Raw genomic sequence first — 22,680 nt, 5'->3', positions numbered from 1 at the left:
ACCGCTCACTATAAATGAATTTTTCAATCACAGTACACAGTGCTATCTGTCACCACAAAATGCCTGAAATATCACCTGTTTTTGAGGCAACAATCACCCGGATATTCTGCAAAAGAAGCGATCTTTAAAAGTATGGCGTTGTAGAATTATTCAATAAAATTTATTTGGAGTGTGTAGAAATGGCAGCCAAACCTTGCAATAAGCCTTTAAAATCTAATCCGTTTATTACTTACCGCGATCCGATTACAGGTAAGTGGATTGTGATCTATCATGATTTCTCGAAATTAGCAGAACAACCACAGCTAGCACTGGCTTGAGATTTTTTCTTGATTTTATCTTAAAATCAAGAATGTTTGGCAACTTGTTGGGTGGCTCAGCTTAGAGGTTTTCGATGATTAAGCAAATCAAATTATATCCCTCAATCATTTTTCATAAAAGTGTTTGTAGCGAGAAATTTAGTTTGGTTGAATTTATGCGGACTGAAGTCCTCACTACGAACGTATTTGATTGTTTTTATTCTAGAGTTGACGCACTCTAATTTTCAGCATTGTTCATCTCTTTTCGCAGTTCCAAATACCGATAGAGATATTCCGAAATTATTCCGTGCAAAAACAAGTCGCGTGCCGCATTAAACGGACTGTTTGGTGCTAGCGGGTGGCGGTTGACAATTACATGATTCCAGTCATGATTTCCGGTAATCTCGCTGACGTACACTCCGAAGTTTTCATCTAACTGAAGCGACATCACTGCTCGCGCAAATTCGTCGCTAGTCAAGCACAGAGAATAAAATACTTTAAACAATTCGATCGCAGATTCCAGATCCAAAATCCTCAGCCACCTGCGCTTGTCAAAATCTATTTCAACTTCTACAGGTTGAATGCTATCATAATTAATTCCGCGTTTTTTGACAAGCTGCAACCAGTTGGGATTTGTTAGTATAGCCTGGTTGTAGTCCCAGACAAAGTTATACAAAATTAAGTCGTGTTCGAGAAAGGCATTTTCTGCTAAATCGCTAACTGTGTGCGGATAAAGTTTTGACTTTTCAATCTGGGTGTCGGGGCCGTTATCAATTAAGAAGTTGATAATGTTGGAGCCGATGCTGATGTGCCGCACAATTAAATAACAAGCTTCGGGCGAGACAAAGTTATTTAGGAAAAATGCAGCCGATTTGTGCATTAAAGTGTAAGCGCGAAATTGAAACGGCAACAAACGCTTTGCTGTCATAATTACCGCCAGCAACAAGTTAGCAATTACTTTGATCGGGATGAGCAAATAATTGCGAGTCCAGTTTTGCAAATCCCGCGTCATGTATGCTTTTGCCACTAAATCGACGGGAATTGACCGATCGCAAAACAGGACATCCCAAACACTCGGATCTCGGCGGTTGTACGGTTTCGTCACATAGGGGATTTGCCGCTCATCGGGGAGACTTTCGATATCTTGTTTTTGCAGCTTTTGCATTAGCGGATTTCCTCCAATTGCAGCAAATATAAACGAGCAGTGACGCGGGCGGTTTTGACAATGCGACGGGCGATGTCCTCTGTCATCCACTCTGCATTAATCAAATTTTCTAATTTGGCTAAATGCGACTCATCATTCGCTCCGTGATAAGCTAAAAATGATACTTGTTCGTCTTGCAAACCGAGAGTTTCTTTGATTTCTTTTGCCCACTTTCCCGCCAACCGATTGCCCAATCCTTCGATGATAAACATACTGCCAATTAAATCAACCGGATTTTCCCGCGATGCTTGGTGGAAGATAAAAGCTGACAGTGCTTCGCTGCCAATATTCTTATCATATTCGACAATTTTTGACAACTCGCCTCCGACAGAAACATAATTTCGTTCCAGCATTTGATAGTCGCGGTGTTCGTCTTGGGCGTGGCCGATAAAAGTCGATCGCAAACGGAAGTCAGTCATGTTAGATGCAGCCCTAGCAATCCAGCGCGCTCCCTCGACAACTTGCGGCCGGAGATTGCACAGCAAAGCTTGATAGTCTTCTATTGTAAACTCTCCCCGGTACAATTTGCGGACAATGGGAACAGAACGAATTTCGCGATCGAATCTCAGCCAAATCCAGGCTAACTCCCGCAACAAATAAGCTTGCGGAGAGTAAAATATTTCTGATTTCACACTTTCGAGAGGCGAAGCTTCGGGAACATCAATGGATTTAAAACTTTGAGAAGTCATAGATTTATTAGTGCTTTCCACAACAGTTAACATCATGTAAGCCGTTGTAAAGCGACCGCTTTCCGGAACAAAACAAAAGATTTTTTGTCCCGGCTGCAACTTGCCTGAATTGAACAATTCCTCTAACATTAAATAAATCGAGGCGCACCCTGTATTTCCCCGCGAGTACAAGTTGGTAAACCATTTTTCTTCGGGAATCATGCAGCCTGCTTGTTCCAAAAGTTCGACAATTTGTCCCCGGAAAAAGTGAGATGAATAGTGGCACAGCAGCCAGTCAATCTCCTGCGGACAAACTCTCCCATTTTTAATCAAGTTCAGCCAACCTTCAACGCCTAATTTCATTACATTGTCTAGCAAGCGAATATTTTGCCGCAAGTCAAAGGCTCCGGCTGTGGCTGCATCGAGGTAGGATGAATAATCTAACCAGCTTTTGGTTGATGTTTCGCTTGCCAATCCTGAATACATACAAACTGGATAGGCGTTGGCGTGGGAAACGAGTTCAATCCATTCTATTTTTAAGCTAATTCCTACTGCATTTGGATGGTTTTGAAGCAAAAATGCTCCGGCGCCATCGGAAAGCATCCAACGCAGAAATTCTGTATCGAAAGGTAGGGTTTTTCCAGCTTGGACTGATGTTTCTGTTTCAAATTTGGTGCTTTTGAACAGGCGCGAGGGAAATTCGGAGGCTACGGCGATTGCTGTTTGTTTTTTGCCGAGTTCGAGTTGAGATGTGGCGTAATTTAAGGCGGTAACTCCCGCGCAGCAAACTCCTTGAGTTGAAACTATTTCTAGGGGAGATAATTCGGAAAGTTCCCCATGTACCGTGCTGGCAAATCCTGGTACTAATAAATCTGGTAAAGTGGTAGCGCAGGCTAATAAGTCGATCGCACTTGGTTCCAGATTTGCCTGGGCGATCGCATCCCGGACAGCAAACGCTGCCATTTGGCTGTTAGAATAGAGTGTCTGCTGCTGTTTGTCGATCGCGTAATAACGCTGTTTAATCCCGTTGCTGTTGAGAATGCGCTGTCTGACTCTCGAAGGGCGCGAGGCAATTTTGCCCAGATACTCCTCCATCTCATCATTATTAATCGGTTCCCCCGGCAAAAATTTCCCAATCCGATTGATATAAGCGCTGTGCATACCCTAAACCTCTCAAAATGCTAATTTAGTCGAGTTCGTTGTTTGTTAAATCAAGCCTGAAAATATCTAAGATTGATTGTGCTTTGTGAAGCACTGAACCTGCAAGGAGCAACCAGTTGTATTGTAGAGTCAGGGGAAATCAGACAAGTTCAGCAACAGCGGCAACAAGTAACCTGAAGCAGGGTGAAGTTTTTGGGAAAATTAAGCCAAAATATAACTAGAGTTCCTTCCCTGCTTCCCAACTGAAATGGATATTGCAAAACTAGATACTTGGTATTCTCAATCTCAGCGCCGTGTCGCTGTTTCGCTGTTGATGAAACGAGTAGGCGTCACTCGCACTAGGGCTGAATGCTTTGTCAGGCTTTGGATTTACTTATCAGTGAAACAGCTTCAGGAAAGCCAGCCCCGCGTCAAACCGCCGCTGGCGAAACTGGAATTACCAGCAACAGAAGTGCAGTGCACTCACCGGGAAGCAGCAGAACTATTTTACTCGGATTCCGATCGCGGGAGCGATCGCGCCGCCGGAATGATGTTAGATAAACTAGAAGCACTCGGATTGATCGAAAAACACTTTGACGGAAACGCTACAGCAATTCAAATTCAACCCATCCCAGAAATTTTAGATCCCCCGAAGCCCGAAAACTCAGTCAAACTAAAATTAGATGATTTTAACCCTCGGTGCGATGCCATCCCCGTCGCTAATTTACTAGCAAGCTATTATAACTGGATGAACCGCAGCACCAACGCAGTTCCCCAAAAGATTGCTAAAGTTATTCGGCTTTCGGCTGCTCAATATTCAAAAGGAATGCGAGTTTTGCGTCGCTGCGACAATCTCAATCCAGTCGGATTTTACTTACTTTATCCCACCGCTAGCGAATCGGATGTTAATTTTTTTAGCGCTCCCAGCAAAAGCCTGCATTTAAGTTCTGTTTCTGATATCGATCCTTTCAAGATGGCGCTACCAGGAGATCGGAATTGCCAGTCAGTGTTTGTCCGCTGTTGGGTAATCGATCCGAAATATTTAGAAGAATACCGGATTACTTTGATTGAGGATGTACAAAAAATTTTAGTAGAAATCCAAACAGATTTTCCCAATCTTTGCGACTTGTACACGTTAATTATTCACCCCAGTTATGAAAAAATGTCCTATGCTTTGGGGTTTCAAAAGACTAACAGTGACGCTCAGTTATCTCTTTATTGGATGTATTTAGCATTGGATAGATTTTTGGCGCTGGATATCAAGGAAGCACTAAAAAATTTGTAATTAATATTAAATCCCAGGTTCGCAGTTATATAGAAGAGCGCTTTCATCGGAACAAAACTCTTAGGTACGTAGTTGCGCTTCAGCGCTCTTTCTTATCTATGGAAAAGAGCGCTTTCATCGGAACAAAACTCTTAGGTACGTAGTTGCGCTTCAGCGCTCTTTCTTATCTATGGAAAAGAGCGCTTTCATCGGAACAAAACTCTTAGGTACGTAGTTGCGCTTCAGCGCTCTTTCTTATCTATGGAAAAGAGCGCTTTCATCGGAACAAAACTCTTAGGTACGTAGTTGCGCTTCAGCGCTCTTGCTTATCTCTGAAAAAAAGCGCCCAAATCAAAACAAAACTCTTAGGTACGTAGTTGCGCTTCAGCGCTCTTGCTTATCTCTGAAAAAGAGCGCCCAAATCAAAACAAAACTCTTAGGTACGTAGTTGCGCTTCAGCGCTCTTGCTTATCTCTGAAAAAAAGCGCCCAAATCAAAACTCTTAGGTACGTAGTTGCGCTTCAGCGCTCTTGCTTATCTATATAAAAGAGCGCTGAAGCGCAACAACATACCTGGTACGTAGTTGCGCTTCAGCGCTCTTTCTTATCTATGGAAAAGAGCGCTTAAGCGCAACTACATACCTGATTTACAAAATCTCGCGACCGAGATAAGATTGAAGAACTTCCGGCACTTTTACCGTCCCATCCGGCTGCTGGTAATTCTCCAAAATTGCGGCCATTGTCCGCCCCACAGCCAAACCGGAACCGTTGAGCGCGTGTACGAATTGAGTACCTTTTTTCCCCGCTTCTTTAAAGCGAATATTAGCCCGCCGCGCTTGGAAATCTGCCACATTGGAGCAACTCGAAATCTCGCGGTATTTGCCCGCAGAAGGCAGCCACACCTCTAAATCGTAGGTTTTTGCCGCCGCGAAACCTAAGTCACCGGTACAAAGCTCGATCGCCCGATAAGGCAATTTCAGCGCCTGCAAAACTCCCTCAGCATCCTGCACGAGCTTTTCGTGCTCAGCCTCAGAGGTACTCGGATGCACCAGTTTCACCAATTCCACCTTATTAAATTGGTGCAACCGAATCAATCCTCGCGTATCTTTGCCGTAACTTCCGGCTTCCCGGCGAAAACAAGGAGTGAAAGAACAGTGATAAACTGGCAACTGTTCTGCTGTCAAGATTTCATCTCGATAAAGATTGACAACCGGAACTTCGGAAGTAGGAATTAGCCACAAATCATCCTGGCCACATTTAAAACTTTCCTCGGCAAATTTAGGTAATTGACCAGATGCTGTCAGAGATTCGGTGTTAACTAAAAGTGGGGGAATTACTTCTACATAACCAGCTTTTGTATGCCTATCTAGCATGAATTGAATAATCGCTCTTTCCAGGGCTGCACCGGCTCCAACTAAGGTTACAAAGCGGGGACTCGCGATTTTTACTGCCCGTTCAAAGTTGAGAATTCCTAATTTTTCGCCGATTTCCCAGTGGGGCAAAATATCGGGATTTTGGGGAATGTATTCGTCTCCCCAGCGCCGGATTTCGACGTTTTCATCTTCATTTTTGCCGATCGGCGTTGACTTGTCTGGTAAGTTCGGCAGCGGCAACAATAGAGCTTCTATTTGAGCTTTTAGGTCTTTTTCCTGTGCTTGCAATTCGTTCGACTGCGTGCCGACTGCGTTGCCTTCTGCTTGCAATTCTTGAATTTCGGGAGATTCGAGGGGTAAACCCGATTTTCTTTTTTGCCCGATGAGTTTGGCTATTTCGTTGCTGCGGGCTTGCAGTTGCGATCGCTTCCCTTCGAGCTCCCGCTGCTGTTTGTCTAGTTGCAGAATTGGCTCGATTTCGTAGTTGCCTCCGCGAGTGTTGAGGCACTCTTGTACGGCTTGCGGGTTTTCTCGGATTAATTTGAGGTCTAGCACAGATTTATTTTAAATAATATAGGACTTGCCGATCGCCAACCCGATTTCTGGAAAAATATCGGCTTTCGCGAGCATAAATCTACCAATCTACAGGCTTTCTGAGGATTTTTGCGTCAGTCCTATCTTAGGTTAACAGCGACAATGCGATCGGACATACAAGCTTTGGCAATCATTTAGCACCTCAAATATAATTTATTCTCATCGAAAAAACTGGGTTGGTGTCACCCATGATGGGTGACACCCCACAAAAGGATGCTATACTAAGCACATTAGTAGATGCACCCTGATAATTTTCTCCCCTAACCAGCGATGTTTAGGGGCTTTTTGTTTTTTGGGCGACTTGAAAGCCGAGACGGGGGTTTGCTGCGCGGAGGTGGCACCCGTCAAAGGTACGTTGTTGCGCTTAAGCGCTTCGTCATATATAAAGAGCGCCCAAGCGCAACAACTTTATACCCCGATCGAGCAAAGCCCGCTTTCTTATATATTTAAAGAGCGCTGAAGCGCAACAACGTACCAGTAAGATTGTCGGTATTTAATTAGCGATTTTTCATGGATCCACACCCTACGACTTCTGGCATTCAACCAGCCGATGCGGGTTTTATTTGTACAGACGCGGTTTCAACTGCCGAGTCTTCTTACTTGTGGTGTTTCCTAGAAATATTTTCCAGCGAAGGCGGGATTCAATCCTACATTCAAGACATCCTGAAAGCTTACCTGTCACTAAGCGCAGCCAAAAACTTTCCGCCACAAGCAGAAATTTTGTTGTTGCGAGATGCACCAGATTGTCACAATCCCTTCGAGTCCAAAAATCTCAAATTCTCTTACCTAAAAACTCATCCTGCTTGGCTTGGCCGTTTTAAGTTTGCCGCCAAATTGCTAACTTGCTTGGTGCAAAAACGACCTCAACGGGTTTTCTGCGGTCACATTAACCTCGCACCGCTGATTCAAACTTTGTGCGAACCTTTAGGAATTCCCTACACGATTTTAACTTACGGCAAGGAAGTTTGGGAAACGCTTCCGCCTAAATATCAAATAGCGATGAGTAAATCTGATAGCATTTGGACGATTAGCCGGTACACGCGCGATCGCACTTGCGAACTCAACAACTTAAATCCCGACAAATTCCAAATAGTACCTTGTACTGTCAATGAAAAAATATTTACTATCGGCCCCAAACCGCTGCATTTATTAGAAAAATACGAGCTGACTGGTGCTAAGATATTGATGACTGTCGCCAGATTGCGATCGACTGATAGTTACAAAGGCGTCGATGTCACAATTCAAGCTTTGCCGGAAATTGCCAAAAGTTTTCCCAATGTGAAATACTTAGTAATTGGACGCGGGGACGATCGCCCTAGATTAGCAAAACTCGCCACCGATTTGGGAGTTTCCGAAAGAGTTATATTTGCGGGTTTTGTACCGACAGCAGATTTAGCAGCACATTACCAACTTGCGGATGCTTATGTAATGCCCTCCCAGGAAGGCTTCGGTATAGTGTATTTAGAAGCTCTAGCTTGCGGAATACCAGTGCTCGCCGGGGACGCGGACGGTTCGGCAGATCCGCTGCAAGATGGTAAACTGGGATGGCGAGTTCCTCACCGAGATCCGGCAGCAGTAGCGGTTGCTTGTGTGGAAATGCTTCAAGGAAAGGATCGAAGGTGCGATCGGCATTGGTTGAGGGAACAAACCCTAGCAAGATTTAGCTCTTAATCGCTGTGTGAATCCTTGCAAGGGATTTTTCAAGCTTCTGACTCAGATGAACTTGTAACGTAGAGAGCGGTTTCTGCGTGTACAATAGAAATATTAACTCGATCGACCGCCTGAATTTCTGAGTAGGATGTAGTTACGCCTACCTGAAAAGACATCAAAGGAGACCACCGTGAACCAAGGCACCCCCAAAATCTCTTTAAACCTACCCCGTATTAGCAATTGGCTGATATTGCTGGGCATCGCCTGCGTGTTGGTGTCAATTGGTTTGGGTTGGGTAGTTAAATCATTTTTGATTGTAGTAGGTTTGTTGCTGCTGACTCCTGTGGTAGGATTTTTCGCGCTTCAGTGGTGGCTGAAACGCAATTTAATTGAGGACAAGTGTCCTGTTTGTCAGTACGAATTCACAGCTTTAAATCAAACTCAGTTTCAGTGTGCCAACTGCGGTGAACCTCTGAAAATAGAGGAAGGTCATTTTAGCCGTTTGACTCCGCCCGGTACGATCGATGTTACCGCAGTTGAAGTATCATCTGTTCAACAGTTGGAAGATTAGTTATTTGTCTGGGATTTACCCACGGGTTGCCAGAAAAAGGTACGTAGTTGCGCTTTAGCGCTCTTGCATATATATAAGAAAGATCGCTGAAGCGCAACTACGTACCTAAGAAATCTTTTTAGCACGCAAAAAACGAAAAAACCCGGTTTCTCTGAGTCGCACTGCGTCCGAGAAGTTAAATATTTGCCTGTGAAAATTGCTGGAATAATATTATTTTTCTAAACGCACTGCGTACCACTGCAAAAATTTGCCCGGCCCGACATCTAATTCACAATAGGTATCAATTAAATACTTAGCTTGTTCTTCCACCGAAGAGAATTTGAGTACATCCTGCGGCAAATCTTCGTGTTCTCGGGATAAGACCGCTTTCAGCTTTTCTAATAGTTCCACCGCCGTCAAAAACTGCTCCGGCTGGTTTGTTTCTAATACCACAAAGGTGTCTTCGTCATACAGTGACATAGTTTTAAAGGTTGAGGTTAATTATTTCTAAAGTTTCCGGCAGTTAAGCTAGCCAAAGTATAAACTCTTAATTACAATTTTTGGGGCCCCGGCTCGAACGTGTTAAGATAGAACAACATCAGAATTCCTACCGGATTACCGTTATTAACTTAGTTCTCAACAAATCCGCCACAGCATTTCTGAGGAAATTTGTCAAGTGCAAATTTGTCAACTGTCCAATTGTCAAGAAATATTCGATCGACCTTTATCTAATTATAACTGGCACTATACATTCCCATGATCACATCTACCACTTCAACCCCTGCGGCGCGCAAGCCCTCGAAATCAGAAGGTCTCAAAGAACGCAGCAACTATTTACGAGAACCCGTTGCGACTGAACTGTTACAAGAAACAACCCACTTCACCGAAGACGGGATTCAGATTCTCAAATTTCACGGCTCGTACCAGCAAGACAACCGCGACAATCGAGTTAAAGGACAAGAAAAAGACTATCAGTTCATGCTCCGCACCCGCAATCCCGGCGGGTTAGTTCCACCCCAGCTATTCTTGGCGTTAGACAAGCTATCAGAAGAATACGGCAACCACACGCTGCGCGTCACAACCCGCCAAGGTTTCCAAATTCACGGCGTGCTGAAAAAAAATCTTAAAGCAGTGTTTTCCTCAATTATTAAAAATATGGGGTCAACCTTGGGAGCTTGCGGCGACTTGAACCGCAACGTCATGGCACCGCCAGCACCTTACAAAAATCGCCCAGAATACCAGTATGCTTTGCAATACGCCAACAATGTCGCCGATTTGCTGACACCGCAAACCGGTGCTTATTACGAAATTTGGCTTGATGGCGAAAAGGCTATTTCCGCTGAGGAAGACCCCGCAGTTAAGGCCGCCAGACAGCAAAACGGCAACGGCACAATCTTTAGCGAGGATAAGGAAGAGCCGATTTACGGCGAGCATTATATGCCGCGCAAGTTCAAGTGTTCCGTTACTGTACCGGGAGACAACTCAATTGACTTGTACTCTCAGGATTTGAGCTTGGTGGTAATTACCAATGAAGCTGGCGAGTTGCAAGGTTTTGACGTGTTTGCCGGCGGCGGTTTGGGCCGCACTCACAATAAAGAAGAAACTTTTGCTCGCGTTGCGGACGAGATTTGCTATGTTGCCAAGGATGATGTTTACAATTTGGTCAAGGCAATTGTAGCAACGCAAAGAGATTTTGGCGATCGCACAGACAGACGACACGCCCGACTCAAGTACCTAATTAACGACAAAGGCGTCAAGTGGTTCCAAGAAAAAGTAGCCGAATATTTTGGCAAACCGCTAGAAGCGTTTAAACCGCTGCCTGAGTGGAAGTATTTTGATTTCTTGGGCTGGCACGAACAAGGCGACGGCAAGCTGTTTGTCGGCATTTCCGTAGAAAACGGCCGGATTAAGGATGAAGGCTCGTTTCAGCTAAAAACGGCTTTGCGGGAAATCGTGCAGAAGTACAATGTGCCCCTGCTGGTGACACCGCACCAAAACGTCACGATTTACGATATTTCCCCAGATATCAAATCAGAAATTCAGGGAATACTCGATCGCAGCGGCATTAAAGCAGAAACTGCGATCGATCCTTTGGTACGCTATGCGATGGCGTGTCCGGCCATGCCGACGTGCGGGCTGGCAATTACCGAATCCGAGCGCGTGATTCCCAGCATTTTAGAGCGGATTCGGGCGAGCTTGACCAAAGTTGGCTTACCAGACGAGCATTTTGTAGTGCGGATGACTGGCTGCCCCAATGGATGCGCTCGTCCTTATATGGCAGAATTGGGTTTTGTCGGGAGTTCCCCAGAATCCTACCAGATTTGGCTGGGCGGTTCTCCCTCACAGACGCGGCTGGCAAAACCAATTGAGGAAAAGCTGCACGTCAATGATTTTGAAGCTTTTCTGGAGCCAATTTTTGTTTATTTCAAGCAAAAACGGCAACAAAGCGAGAGTTTTGGCGATTTTTGCGATCGCGTTGGGTTAGAATCTATCCGTCAATTTGTAACCAATCACCAATCTGCTGACTCGATGACAACTGAGATTAATGAATTAGAAGTTACGTCTAGTAACGGCGATGAAAACGAGACTGCCACTGCTGGCGGTGGTAAAGTCCGCCGTCGAATCAGTGTCCGCGATGAAATCTACAACCAGCTAAAGGAAGAAGCAGCCCGTCAGGGCAAGCCAATCACCCAGCTAGCTACAGAGGCAATTTCCACTTATTTGAAGAAGATTAAGGAGGAAGGATAAGCGGATTTTCGATTGTCAATTTTCGATCGCATCAGATAAACCTCACACAAAATTAATATAAGGGCAAAGCATTTGCAGACAAAAGCTTGGATTTGTCAAATAATTCCGGTTGTAAATGCTTTGCCTTTATGATTTCTGAACAGCTTTCTTGGTTCGTAGTAAGGACTTTAGTCCTAATTGACTAAAAGTCACACCCAGGGTTGAAGTCCTCACTACAAACGCAAGAGAAAGGACTGAAGTCCTCACTACAAACGCAAGAGAAAGGACTGAAGTCCTCACTACAAACGCAAGAGAAAGGACTGAAGTCCTCACTACAAACCTAAAGTCTCGTTTCTTCCTCTGCGTTCTCTGCGTTCTCTGCGGTTAAAAAAAATAAATCTAATAGAAAACGAGCAATCTAAAATTCAATGTCTCAATTACAAAGATTAGCAATAAATCCCGCTCAAATGTGCGATCGCACCATCAACCTAACCGTCGAACAACAGCATTATCTACATCGAGTGTTGCGATTAAACCAGGGCGATCGATTTATAGCAATGGACGGCCGAGGACATTGGTGGTCAGCAGTCCTAGAAGCTCAGGAAACAGGGTTAATTGCGTCAATAACAGAGGAAATAGCTGTTAACAGGGAGCTCCCAGCCACAGTAACTTTGATTGCTGCATTGCCCAAGGGAAACGGGTTTGACGAGGTTGTGAGACAAGCGGTGGAGTTGGGAGTGACAAATATTGTACCCGTGACGAGCGATCGCACTTTGCTCAAACCGAGTCCTCAAAAAGTCGATCGCTGGAGAAGAATTGCTGCGGAGGCCGCCGAACAGTCGGAACGTCAAATTGTGCCGACGGTTTTAGAACCTATTCCCTTTGATTTGGCTGTCAAAGATTGCTATCAAAAAAATCGATTTATTTGTGTTGCTCGCGGGGACAATCGCCATTTGTGGGATTGTTTGATTGGTAATTTAGAACCCCCCCAGCCCCCCTTGCTAAGGGGGGAGCAAGATGGGGAAGAACCCCCCCAGCCCCCCTTAATAAGGGGGGAGCAAGATTATCGGGGAGAATTATCGATCGCGATCGCGGTTGGCCCGGAAGGTGGCTGGACTGATGGAGAAGTGGAAAGGGCGATCGAGTTTGGTTTTGAACCTGTTTCTTTGGGTAGGAGAATCTTGAGGGCGGTAACAGCACCAATGGTGGCCTTATCCTTGGTAGGAGCCGCTTTTGAAAAGTACCCATCCCAAAAAATATTTCCCTGAAGTGCTAGATATGATAAACGAAGCTAAAATGTCAATGACTCATTAGGCATAAAACTAAAATGTTAAAATCAGTAAAGGGTATATATCGAGACGGCAAAGTTGTGTTATTGGAAACTCCGGGCGACTTAACTGAAGGGAAAGTTATCGTTACTTTTCTGGCAGAATCAGGATTAGTAGAGCTGCAATCTCGCGGTATCGATCGGCAACAAGCAGGAGATTTACGGGTAAGGTTGAGCAGGTTTGCAGAGGATTGGGAACGACCTGAAATGGATGCTTACGATGCTTTATAGGCGAGGTGATGTAGTGCTGGCTCTGTTTCCCAATGCTGATTTGCGGACTGCGAAACGCCGTCCAGTTTTGATAGTTCAAGCTGACAATCTGGGGACTGGTTTAGGACAAACTATTACGGCGATGATTACTAGCAATTTAGCTCGTGCAGGACACCCAAGCCGGGTTTTTGTTTCGCTAGCAACACCGGAAGGCCAGCAAACACGATTGTTAGCTGATTCCGTAATCATGACAGACAATCTGGTGACGCTTCTAGAAGTTGAAATCGATCGCAAAATTGGTACTTGGTCAAATATGGCGGCAGTAAATGCAGCTATCAAACATACTTTGGCAATCCCATCGACAGGGCGAACAGCCAAATGTAAAAAAAAGTTTTAAATTTATTATATCAAATCTGTCTTGTGTTAAGAGAATTCGTAAAATAGGTGTTTAAGGGCAATGAAAAGAAATTTAAGGAAAAGCCGATCGCTCTTTTGGTCAATCGCGCTTTTGACAATGTTAGCTACAACATCAGTTTTCGCACAATCTGAGCACTCTGCGATCGCTCAACAGATTAATTGCGATCGGCCCCAAGGAGATGTGGAAGTCAGAGCCTGTATTCGGTTGAGGTATGAACTCGCAGACAAGCGGCTGAATGATGTTTATAAACAACTGATGGCTAAGTTGAGCAAGGAAGAGAAAGCCCTACTTGCGGAAGCACAATTAGGCTGGATCAAAGTGCGAGATAATAGCTGCGAATTTGAAGTGTATAGAAATCGCGGTGGTAGTGGGTTCCAAGGCTTTCTGAATGAGTGTTTAGAGCGAGCTACTAAACAGCGTACAGCCGAATTAGAGAAATATTTACAGAGATAAACAATGATGAAAAGGCGATCGCCCTTAAGCTTCACAATCAACTTAGTAATCTTCAGTGCAGCTTCCCTCCCAATCCTAGCACAATCCACACCGACAATTGAAAGCCTCCCCAACGGCGACTATTTTTACGGACAAACAAGCAAAACAAATCAGCCCGGTAAAGAGTACATATTCTTAAGGAAATCCAAGAAGACTGTCACAGGATTTGGCTACCAAAGAAATACAAGTTATCGTTACTGTTTTCGAGGTAATATTAATGCAAACACTATGATCGATCCCACCGTTATTGAGTTCACGGACGGCCCCGCAGGACATAAATTTTATCAGATTAAATCTATAGATTTAAATGGTTTTCAGAGACTCAATGGTTCAGACATTCAGGTAAATGGCAAACAAAGGCTGACAGAATGTATCAAGTTATTCGAGAAAAATAATAAAATTTAGAATCCAACAAAACCTCGATCGTAACAAAGATTAATTTTCCGACATCTGCGTTAACTTGCGTGCATCTACGGTTCAAAGAAAATCAAAAAACGGGAGTATAATTCATGAAAATGCGATCGCCCACAATCACCGCCATTATCTCAGCAGTCTTAGCCACCGCCAGCATCCCAGCAGTTTTCGCCCAGCGACAGCCATCAACCACCGAAATCAACATCGATAAAAATTGTCGCCCCAACCAACAACTACCCCAACTTGAAAGATACACTATCTTCTTCAGAAACGAATTCACAACTAACGGTCAAAAATATTGGTTCTACAGCGCCCGCTATCAAGATGGAGGCGTGGTTCTGTGTATATCAAAACCCAATTTTGACCAACCAAAACATTTAAATCAACCCAAAATACAAGCCAATTTTATTGATAAAATAGTCCGAGATACCAAAAACCAAACTGCCTTTATCGTCACAGTCAGAGAAGGAAATGGTCTTGATACACCCATGACAAATTATGGCTTAGATTTCAAAAATGTCGATCGACCAAAACTCACCTCCCTTTCCCTCCTACAGCAACGCGGAACCCTCAAAGACGGCGATCCCAGCCTTCCCAACGGCAGCTTCTACCGCGAACACAGCTTCCAGGGAGGTGCAAATCAATCCATCACCATCGACCTCAAAAGCAGATCCTTCGAGCACTTCATCACACTCATCGCACCCAGCGGCAACAAAATTGCAGATATCAAAGCCGTTCGCGTCAACAAGAGAGAAACCCAAATAACCGCCAAGTTACCCAGTAACGGCACTTACAAAATAGTTGTTCAAGGACTCGATCGCACCAGCAAAGGTTCATACACCCTCAGCATTAATTCCAATCAACTTTAACAAACACCAGCCCAAATATTATATAGCACTTCTCAGGACACATCCGCGTTCATCCGCGGTTATAAAATCTAAATCTTATCCTTGCAAACAGCCGAAAATCACCCACAAACATCAAAGCAAAACTTGTTAATCACTAGCGGAACCAACCAAACATCAGCCAAGATAGAAACACACCCATTCCCCCAACCGCCATGACAGACATCCACCAAATAGTCACCGCCCTCGAAAGCCAAGACTACAAACAAGCCGCCCAACTCATCAAACAACTGCAAAAAGAATCCCCCGAAAATCCCTGGGTACAATACTACATTGGTCGTTACTACGAACTCACCAACAACCCCGACAAAGCCCAAACCACCTACAAACAAATACTCCGCGACATCACCAACCCCAAAATCGTTTCCCAGGCCCGCCAAGGCATTCAACGCATTGAAACCGCACAACAAAACCTCCGCCAACAAGCCATCGAAACTGCCAAAAACGACCCCAGCAGCCTAGAACCCGGACTCCTCATCCTCGAACCAGTGAGTCCCGAAGACAAACCCGCAGCCGTACAAAATATCAGCAGAATCTTCAAAATCGACGCCTACACAACCCGGATGCAAATCCAAAGCCGCGGCTGGAGACTCTACAAAACCGGCCCTATCGCCGAACTCCGAATTTACGGCCAAGAACTTCTCAACGCCGGAATTCCGGTATTTTGGGCAACCCTAGCCGACATTAAAAACATCCAAATTTTCCGAGTGCAACACTTCCAGTCTCTCTCTTCTCCAGCGGTTGTTTGTAAAGATAACCTAGATAGAGTCGGTTCTATTGAATTTAATTGGTCAGAAGTCAGCCAGAGAGTAGAAGGCTTATTACCAATGTTCATTGAAATCATGGACTACTCTCCCAACCGCAGAAACGAGCAATTTCGTCACAAAGAAATCACCCAAGATTACGCTCAAATCTGCGACTTGCACATTCCCAGCCGCAACTCCATTCTGCGAATTTGCGACCAAAGTTACGAATTTAAACAAGGCGTTGACTTCACTCAAAGTTCAGCAACTAGCGTAGCTTCACCGCAGTCAAAAAACAAAACATCCAGAGTCAAAAAATCCCCACAAATGCCTCAAAGTACGACCAGAATTAACTGGAATCACTTGCTAGAAATATTTGACCAACAGCTTGACGTTACAGTTTGGTCGGAATTTACTCCCTTTGCGGAGACAGTTCTCGATTATACGCATATGTTAAGCAAAATCGAATCTCATGTAGATGTAGAGCGCAAATCCGAAACTCCTTGGGACTCGGCTTTCCAGCTATACAGCGGGTTAGCCTTTCTCAGACACCCAGGAAATAGGGAATAAAAAAAGAGTTAAAAATTAAAAATGAGGAATCCCATTTTTAATTTTTTAACTCCAGCATTTGGAATTATCTAATGCCCAATTCCCTATTGCGAATTACCAATTTGCTACTTGGTTTTCACCTGACGAGCCATTTCCCGGAAATTATTCATGCTTGGGCCTGGGGTGCGACGATTTGCAGTTGGTGTCGGCATTAAATTATTAGGAGCAAAAGTCAGAACAGGTTCAGCTTGACTCGACACTTTGCCGTTAGTTGCAGCAGCAGGTACCTTCGGCGCTTCCGAAGTCTTAGCAGCAGCGCTAGCGACTGGTTCTTTTTCTTTCTTAGACTTTTTCTCTACCTTAGCTTTATTCGCCGGTTCAGACTTCTCAGACTTGACAGCCTCAACTTTTGCCGGTGCTACAGCAACAGGCTCAACCTTCGCAGGTTCTTTATCCGAAGATTCGCCCAAATCTAGGAAATATTCAGACTTTTTCAAGCCCAACAGTCCAGCGAAAAAGCCGAAAATACCACCGAAGAAATTTTTGATAAAACCAAACATTAGACTTACTCCTTTTGTTTTTTTAGAGAAATTTGTACGAGTTTGTCAACAAAGTTAGATTACGAGCTAAGGAAACCTTTGTCTATATTTCTTAATCAAAATTTACATTTTTTGATTAAAAATGCAGAGCTTCTAGTAATTTTTACTCAGTAATGCCAGTTTTAACTTTGCACTTATTTACGATTATCTCAGAATTTATGACTGATTTGCTATTGGCTCGCGATACCTAGATCCGATTCGCTAGCTGTCCTAGTAGGGGTCAAACTCCCTAGGGGAGTAATTTATGCTGTAATCGGCAAGCAATTTTCTTTTCAAATGAACAGTTCGCTCGATCGCAATCCCGTCATCCTCATCCACGGCATCTGGGACACAAAGACTATTTTTGACAAAATGTCCGCCCGCCTCACCCAACTTGGATGGTGTGTCCACAGCCTCAACCTCACCCCCAACGACGGCAGCCTCGGCCTCGACTCCCTAGCCAAGCAACTGGCAGACTACATTTCTGAGACGTTCGATCCAGAACAGGCGATCGACATAGTAGGCTACAGCATGGGAGGCATCGTCAGCCGCTACTACGTCCAGCGACTCGGAGGCATTAACCGAGTCCAGCGTTTCATCACCATATCTTCCCCCCACAAAGGAACCCTCACTGCCTATTCCCTGGGCCTACCAGGATACCTGGATATGCGCCCCGATAGTGGCTTGTTGCGCGATTTGAACCAAGATGTAACCGTACTCAAACGCATAAATTTTACATCTATGTGGACGCCCTTTGACATCATGATTTTACCGTCGCACAGCTCCCAAATGCCAGTAGGGAAAGAAGTCAAACTTAACGTAATGCTGCACCGCCAAATGGTGACAGAATCCCAAAGTATTAACGCATTAGTAGAAGAACTAAAAGCACCGATTAAAAATAAAGTTCCTACTTAAAAATGAATAGCAATTTCAGCAGCAATCCAGTCTTGCTAGTTCACGGAATTTTCAGGAAATCAGGAATTTTTTACAAAATGTCTGCCTACCTAAGAGATTTAGGCTGGTCAGTTTACACCCTAGATCTCTCGCCCCAATGGGGCAACGCCAGCATCGACGAATTAGCCAAACAAATGGCAAATTATATAGACAAAAATTTCGAGCCACAACAACCTTTAGATATCGTAGGATTGAGTATGGGCGGTTTAGTAACTCGTTACTACCTGCAAAGGTTAGGCGGAATTAACCGAGTTCAGCGCTTTATTGCCATATCTTCGCCTCACAGCGGTACTTGGACGGCTTACACTCTCTGGGGAAAAGGCTGCGTTCAAATGCGTCCGGGCAGTGCTTTTCTGGAAGATTTAAATCGAGATGTTGCGTTGTTAGAAAAGATGAATTTTACTTCGATTTGGACAGATTGGGATTTCATCATTGTCCCTGCTTCTAGTTCGCAAATATCGGCGGCGAAAGAAGTAAAATTGTCTGTATTCGCCCATGCGATGATGGCGAGGCATTCTAGCAGTTTAAAAGCGGTTGCTGAGGCACTTTCAGAACCATTGAAAATCATAATTAAGTAGTAGGGGGCCCCGAAATAGAGATTCTCAATTACATAGCACTTGCGTTACTGACCTAATATCGGGATTAATTCTTAGGTACGTTGTTGCGCTTCAGCGCTCTTGCGTATATAGCCTTTCTCAAAAAGATGAGGTATGACTGATAGCTTATATAACCCTTAAACTAAGAGGGCTGAAGCCCAACAACATACCTCATGTTTCTGAGAACCGCTATAAGAGCGCCCAAGCGCAACAACGTACCTTACTAAACAGTATCGCCGACTTCAGCGTATTCGCTGCGGCCAAAAATTGCTTCAGCTTCGCAGTAATACTTGAACTCCAGTATATTGTGGAAAGGGTCTTCTAAGAAGAAAGTGCGGTGTTCTGTGGGCAAACCGACAAATCGCCGTCTCGGTTCTTGATAGAAATTCAAGTTGTTTTGCTGGGCTTTTTCTAACAACCCTTCCCAGTCAGCTTCGTTGGTAAAAATTAACCCAAAATGCCGGGGATAGATACCTCGCTGAGGTGTCAAAGGTTCGCGGCTGACGTGGGCGACTATTTGATGGCCGCACATACCCATAATCGCCGAATTCGGTGATTCGCGACCTAATTCGCAGCCGAGCCCGTCTACGTAGAAGGCTTTGGTTTGCTCAATATCTGTCACGGGGAAGGCAAGATGAAATATGACTTGGCTCATGGAGGTACTAAATGCAGAATTCAGAATTGTTCTTTAATTATTTATCTTGGTCTAATCCTTGGCTGGTGGCGATCGCCCTGAATACATTTTTACTCGCGATCGCCACCCTTGCTCCCAAAAAATTGCTTACTCCGGCTGGACAACTCCACGGTTGGCTGCTGGGTGTCATCATCTGGGGCAGTTTGGGATGGCAAGGCTATGCTGTGGTCATGTTCTACTTTCTGGTCGGATCTGGAGTTACCCGCATCGGCAAAGCCCAAAAAGAAGCTGAAGGTATTGCCGAAAAGCGTTCCGGAGCCCGAGGCCCGGAAAATGTCTGGGGTTCGGCTTTAACGGCTACTCTTTGTGCTGTGGCAGTTTTGGCATTATGTATTTTCCGAGACACAGGTTTAGGAGACACAGGCGGTATTTTAGGAGACACAGGCAAGATGCCTGTGCCACAAGATGCTGTGATTTCCTTATTGTTGCTGGGCTATGCGGCTAGTTTTTGCACCAAACTTTCCGATACCTGCGCTAGCGAAATCGGCAAAGCTTACGGGAAACATACGTTTTTGATTACTACCTTGCAGCCTGTACCTAGGGGTACGGAAGGGGCCGTCAGTTTGGAAGGAACGATCGCAGGTATTGTCGGATCGATCCTGATTGCTCTTGTGAGTTGGGCTGTGGGTGTAATTGACTTGACAGGAATTGTTTTTTGTGTTGTTGCAGCTTTTGTTGCTACGAACATCGAGAGCGTGATTGGTGCGACGGTGCAATCAAAGTTTGAGTGGCTAACGAACGAGGTAGTGAATTTTTTCAATACACTCATCGGAGCGATCGCAGCGATCGTCCTAGCCTCCGCTTGGAGAACTTTTTTCGCTTAGTCAATCCTGGAGGCGATCGCGACCCAAGAAACCGGGTTTTTGACAAAAATTCCAGGCATTAACGCATTATTGTCGTAAAAAACCCGGTTTCTGCGCCCAGAAACATTAGTTATTAATCATTAGTCATTTCGGCTTCGCTTGGGGGGAAGATGACCAAGAACCAATAACCAATAACCAATAACCAATAACTAATAACCAATGACTAATCGTCGTCTTTTGGCCCAAAAACCATTTGTACAATCATCGTTGGTTCGCCCCGCTTGTGATAGCGATCGGCCCAATTACGAATAATTTCATCTAATTCCTCAACAGCCTGTTCTAGCCGTTCCGCTGGAACATCCAAAGTCTCCATAACTCGCATCACCTTCGGTTGTTTTTCCGCCCAATCCTTCATCAGTCGGAAATATCTAGCCGTATCCTCCACCATCGTAAAAGTGCGCTCTTCCTGTTCTGCGGGAGAGTAAGTAGCGCGGGTGAGGGCATAAAAAGGCATTCCCCAAGGAGAGTCAATGCGAGTCACGGTTCCGGAATAGATCAAGCGGCGCTTGATGTGTTCTGCTAGAGCTTCGCTTAAAGGCATTCGCCTTTCTGCTGACATTTCTTCTTGCGATCGTCTATGCAGAAACTCGATCAATTCCATAAACTGAAAAGAATTGATCAATTGAGCATCAGGTGGATTGGGAGGAATCTTGCCTTCGAGATATTTTTTCTCATCCGCCGTCAAGCTGTTTCCCGGAATCCGAGGGCGTCCCGGAACCCAAGGATACTGTTCCAGCCAGACATAAGGAAACTGAATCAAATATCTAGGTTCTTGGGAACCCAGCATTTTCAGCAATTTTCCCTTGGTCAGAGCTTCCCGGACTTCCTCGACGATCACTTTCACCCGTTTAGGCTCAATGTGATGCAAGTGTCCCGTCATCCGCAGGTTGTTTTCCTGCTCCATATAGGTCATATAAATGGCACACTTAGCTGCCGTTGCAGCCGCGTCTAGAAACGCTCCGTGCCTGTGTCCGCTGGTTCTCATGGCGCTAAACGCCAGATATAGCATGATCTGATCCATTGCACTGGGGCTCAGGCTTTTGACCAGATCTAAAGAGTCATTTTTCATCACAATCTCCGAAATAGTAAAACTTGGAGGCATCTTTTCATCCTCCATAAAAAAAAATATTGCGAGACCGCCGAATCAAGCATAGCCGACAGTCGCCGGAAAGCTTGGCAGCTACCCTAAGATTCAGGCAGATTAATTTTCCTGATATCACTCGGGCCTTGCCTTAAAGGCGATCGACACCGAATAAGTGGTTCTTATTGGCGAATTTAAGTCGAGAGCTGCACCCTCTGCACTCAGGGTGTAGCTATATATTAAGTTAGTTATCGCACGTCAATTATAGTGCAGCGGTTAAAAATTAAACCCCACCTGTGGGGGGAAAACGTAAAGAACTATTGCGATCGGAAGAATTTGAGGCGACTCAGAGAGGGGGAGAATGGGAAAAAGAGAAAGAGCATTTTCAATACAAAACCGCCACCTACGAGAATATATCTCTACGTAGATGGCAGCTCCAGTTTATATTGTGACATTTGTTACAAAAAAAATCTTCTAGGGAGTATCAATAAAAAGTGCAGTGGCCTGACGAACCTGACAAACTATAAATCCCAGAAAATCAGATGCGATCGACACGGGCGACCTCGAAACCAGCCTCGAAACCAGAAACAAGTCAGTTGCGGAACTAGCTTTCTGGCAATGCGATCGAAATTATTATAGTGCCTGAGTGTCAGTGTTGACCTGCATCAAATCATACCGTCCGGTGCCTCTGCGGGGAGCGCGATCTCCTCTTTGTTGAGTTTGCGCTGATAACATATATTGAGCTGTAGAAGTTTCTAGCTGTGCGGCTGGGGATTCTATGGATAGACCGGCGGTAGCACTCAAGCTAAGGCCCAACAGGCTGAGCAAAGCAATTGCAGGGTAGTTTTTCATGGGTAGTATCTGTATCAGTGTCTATTTACAGATACGGACTTTTCCCTTGCTCATCAGGATTGATTTCCTTGAATTTGCCAGACTACCCAAAAAAACATGATGGGAGAATTATTTGATTTTAGTCCTGGACGCAGGGGCGAGCAGAAACCGGGTTTCGACTCTGCTTAACCAGCAGTTTTTGATGAAAATCTTGCGTTGTGGTAGTTCATATATGAGGTGCAAAAACTGGTTTCTTTCGTCTTAATATAACGGTTATCGAAAAAGTGAGGTATGCCCGGTTTGACCGATTTGGTCTATGCCCTATGCCCTATCCCCTATGCCCATGAGTACGTCGGGAAGTCGAAAGGCTATACATAAGTCCTCTATTTTAAAATTGTGTGAGCCCAAATAAATTTTAGTTGCCTATATTAATACCCACATTCCGCACCCCCAACTGGCACATAGGGGGATTGAGGGGGGAAAAGTGAATCATCCGAGACAAAAATGAGTAGAAATACTCAATTATCTCGGTGACTCAACATCACCCAGTAGTCCATTCT

Annotated in this window: 24 protein-coding genes; 15 read left to right on the top strand and 9 right to left on the bottom strand. The window is 44.8% G+C overall.

Features of this window, described 5'->3' with window-relative positions; translation table 11 throughout:
• Positions 1-179: 179 nt before the first annotated feature.
• The gene (locus QZW82_RS23910; protein ID WP_293153881.1) at positions 180-317 is read left to right on the top strand and encodes a hypothetical protein; all 138 of its coding nucleotides are present in this window, start codon (positions 180-182) and stop codon (positions 315-317) included.
• A gap of 217 nt (positions 318-534) precedes the next feature.
• Here the strand turns inward: QZW82_RS23910 and QZW82_RS23905 are convergent, their stop codons facing one another.
• Together QZW82_RS23905 and QZW82_RS23900 are read right to left on the bottom strand one after the other, a co-directional pair.
• Positions 535-1,461: a hypothetical protein gene (locus QZW82_RS23905; protein ID WP_293153878.1), complete on the bottom strand. Its 927-nt coding sequence runs from the start codon at positions 1,459-1,461 to the stop codon at positions 535-537.
• Positions 1,461-3,329: a 3-oxoacyl-[acyl-carrier-protein] synthase III C-terminal domain-containing protein gene (locus tag QZW82_RS23900; protein ID WP_293153875.1), complete on the bottom strand. Its 1,869-nt coding sequence runs from the start codon at positions 3,327-3,329 to the stop codon at positions 1,461-1,463. The genes QZW82_RS23905 and QZW82_RS23900 overlap by 1 nt, the downstream gene beginning before the upstream one ends.
• A 247-nt stretch (positions 3,330-3,576) precedes the next feature.
• Between QZW82_RS23900 and QZW82_RS23895 the strand changes: the two genes are divergently transcribed.
• A complete protein-coding gene (locus QZW82_RS23895; protein WP_293153872.1) occupies positions 3,577-4,593 on the top strand; it encodes a hypothetical protein in 1,017 nt (338 codons plus the stop codon).
• A gap of 625 nt (positions 4,594-5,218) precedes the next feature.
• Here QZW82_RS23895 and serS read toward each other — a convergent pair.
• Entirely contained in the window at positions 5,219-6,499 is a 1,281-nt protein-coding gene (gene serS, locus QZW82_RS23890) for a serine--tRNA ligase (protein WP_293153869.1), read from the bottom strand.
• Between the two features lie 549 nt (positions 6,500-7,048).
• On the opposite strand from serS, the gene QZW82_RS23885 reads away from it, so the two are divergent.
• A complete protein-coding gene (locus QZW82_RS23885; RefSeq protein WP_293153866.1) occupies positions 7,049-8,209 on the top strand; it encodes a glycosyltransferase family 4 protein in 1,161 nt (386 codons plus the stop codon).
• A gap of 29 nt (positions 8,210-8,238) precedes the next feature.
• Here QZW82_RS23885 and QZW82_RS23880 read toward each other — a convergent pair whose 3' ends face one another.
• Positions 8,239-8,364, bottom strand: coding sequence for a hypothetical protein (locus tag QZW82_RS23880; RefSeq protein WP_293153863.1), 126 nt, complete (start codon positions 8,362-8,364; stop codon positions 8,239-8,241).
• Positions 8,365-8,378: 14 nt separating this feature from the next.
• Between QZW82_RS23880 and QZW82_RS23875 the strand changes: the two genes are divergently transcribed.
• A complete protein-coding gene (locus QZW82_RS23875) occupies positions 8,379-8,759 on the top strand; it encodes a hypothetical protein (RefSeq protein ID WP_293153860.1) in 381 nt (126 codons plus the stop codon).
• 210 nt (positions 8,760-8,969) lie between these two features.
• On the opposite strand, the gene QZW82_RS23870 is transcribed toward QZW82_RS23875, so the two are convergent.
• Entirely contained in the window at positions 8,970-9,218 is a 249-nt protein-coding gene (locus QZW82_RS23870) for a chlororespiratory reduction protein 7 (RefSeq protein ID WP_293153857.1), read from the bottom strand.
• A 276-nt stretch (positions 9,219-9,494) separates the two neighbouring features.
• Between QZW82_RS23870 and sir the strand changes: the two genes are divergently transcribed.
• The 8 genes from sir (at position 9,495) to QZW82_RS23830 (ending at position 16,544) form a co-directional block, all read left to right on the top strand.
• On the top strand, positions 9,495-11,486 hold the full coding sequence (gene sir, locus QZW82_RS23865) for a sulfite reductase, ferredoxin dependent (RefSeq protein ID WP_293153853.1): 1,992 nt from the start codon (positions 9,495-9,497) through the stop codon (positions 11,484-11,486).
• A 407-nt stretch (positions 11,487-11,893) separates the two neighbouring features.
• The gene (locus QZW82_RS23860; protein WP_293153850.1) at positions 11,894-12,733 is read left to right on the top strand and encodes a 16S rRNA (uracil(1498)-N(3))-methyltransferase; all 840 of its coding nucleotides are present in this window, start codon (positions 11,894-11,896) and stop codon (positions 12,731-12,733) included.
• Between the two features lie 59 nt (positions 12,734-12,792).
• Positions 12,793-13,023, top strand: a complete 231-nt coding sequence (locus tag QZW82_RS23855) for a hypothetical protein (protein ID WP_293153847.1) — start codon at positions 12,793-12,795, stop codon at positions 13,021-13,023.
• Positions 13,013-13,399: a type II toxin-antitoxin system PemK/MazF family toxin gene (locus QZW82_RS23850; RefSeq protein WP_293153844.1), complete on the top strand. Its 387-nt coding sequence runs from the start codon at positions 13,013-13,015 to the stop codon at positions 13,397-13,399. The genes QZW82_RS23855 and QZW82_RS23850 overlap by 11 nt, the downstream gene beginning before the upstream one ends.
• Before the next feature lie 117 nt (positions 13,400-13,516).
• A complete protein-coding gene (locus tag QZW82_RS23845; RefSeq protein WP_293153841.1) occupies positions 13,517-13,873 on the top strand; it encodes a lysozyme inhibitor LprI family protein in 357 nt (118 codons plus the stop codon).
• 3 nt (positions 13,874-13,876) lie between these two features.
• Positions 13,877-14,317 carry a hypothetical protein gene (locus QZW82_RS23840; protein WP_293153838.1) on the top strand — a complete coding sequence of 147 codons (441 nt, stop codon included), beginning with the start codon at positions 13,877-13,879 and terminating at the stop codon, positions 14,315-14,317.
• Positions 14,318-14,421: 104 nt separating this feature from the next.
• Entirely contained in the window at positions 14,422-15,195 is a 774-nt protein-coding gene (locus QZW82_RS23835) for a PPC domain-containing protein (RefSeq protein ID WP_293153835.1), read from the top strand.
• Between the two features lie 191 nt (positions 15,196-15,386).
• Complete coding sequence (locus tag QZW82_RS23830) at positions 15,387-16,544, top strand: tetratricopeptide repeat protein (RefSeq protein ID WP_293153832.1); 1,158 nt, start codon at positions 15,387-15,389, stop codon at positions 16,542-16,544.
• A gap of 104 nt (positions 16,545-16,648) precedes the next feature.
• Here the strand turns inward: QZW82_RS23830 and QZW82_RS23825 are convergent, their stop codons facing one another.
• The gene (locus tag QZW82_RS23825; RefSeq protein ID WP_293153829.1) at positions 16,649-17,083 is read right to left on the bottom strand and encodes a hypothetical protein; all 435 of its coding nucleotides are present in this window, start codon (positions 17,081-17,083) and stop codon (positions 16,649-16,651) included.
• A gap of 315 nt (positions 17,084-17,398) precedes the next feature.
• Here QZW82_RS23825 and QZW82_RS23820 point away from each other — a divergent pair, with 315 nt between their 5' ends.
• Positions 17,399-18,016: a triacylglycerol lipase gene (locus tag QZW82_RS23820; protein WP_293153826.1), complete on the top strand. Its 618-nt coding sequence runs from the start codon at positions 17,399-17,401 to the stop codon at positions 18,014-18,016.
• A 2-nt stretch (positions 18,017-18,018) separates the two neighbouring features.
• Positions 18,019-18,633 carry an alpha/beta fold hydrolase gene (locus tag QZW82_RS23815; protein ID WP_293153823.1) on the top strand — a complete coding sequence of 205 codons (615 nt, stop codon included), beginning with the start codon at positions 18,019-18,021 and terminating at the stop codon, positions 18,631-18,633.
• A gap of 241 nt (positions 18,634-18,874) precedes the next feature.
• On the opposite strand, the gene QZW82_RS23810 is transcribed toward QZW82_RS23815, so the two are convergent.
• Entirely contained in the window at positions 18,875-19,306 is a 432-nt protein-coding gene (locus QZW82_RS23810; protein WP_293153820.1) for a VOC family protein, read from the bottom strand.
• 11 nt (positions 19,307-19,317) lie between these two features.
• Between QZW82_RS23810 and QZW82_RS23805 the strand changes: the two genes are divergently transcribed.
• Positions 19,318-20,169: a TIGR00297 family protein gene (locus QZW82_RS23805; protein WP_293153817.1), complete on the top strand. Its 852-nt coding sequence runs from the start codon at positions 19,318-19,320 to the stop codon at positions 20,167-20,169.
• A gap of 202 nt (positions 20,170-20,371) precedes the next feature.
• Here the strand turns inward: QZW82_RS23805 and hetR are convergent, their stop codons facing one another.
• Together hetR and QZW82_RS23795 are read right to left on the bottom strand one after the other, a co-directional pair.
• Positions 20,372-21,277: a heterocyst differentiation master regulator HetR gene (gene hetR / locus QZW82_RS23800; protein ID WP_293153995.1), complete on the bottom strand. Its 906-nt coding sequence runs from the start codon at positions 21,275-21,277 to the stop codon at positions 20,372-20,374.
• 645 nt (positions 21,278-21,922) lie between these two features.
• On the bottom strand, positions 21,923-22,141 hold the full coding sequence (locus tag QZW82_RS23795) for a hypothetical protein (protein ID WP_293153814.1): 219 nt from the start codon (positions 22,139-22,141) through the stop codon (positions 21,923-21,925).
• Positions 22,142-22,680 lie beyond the last annotated feature (539 nt).

It is taken from the genome of Microcoleus sp. bin48.metabat.b7b8b9.023, assembly GCF_013299185.1.
GTDB lineage: Bacteria > Cyanobacteriota > Cyanobacteriia > Cyanobacteriales > Microcoleaceae > Microcoleus.
This window is presented reverse-complemented; position numbering and strand designations above follow the sequence as displayed.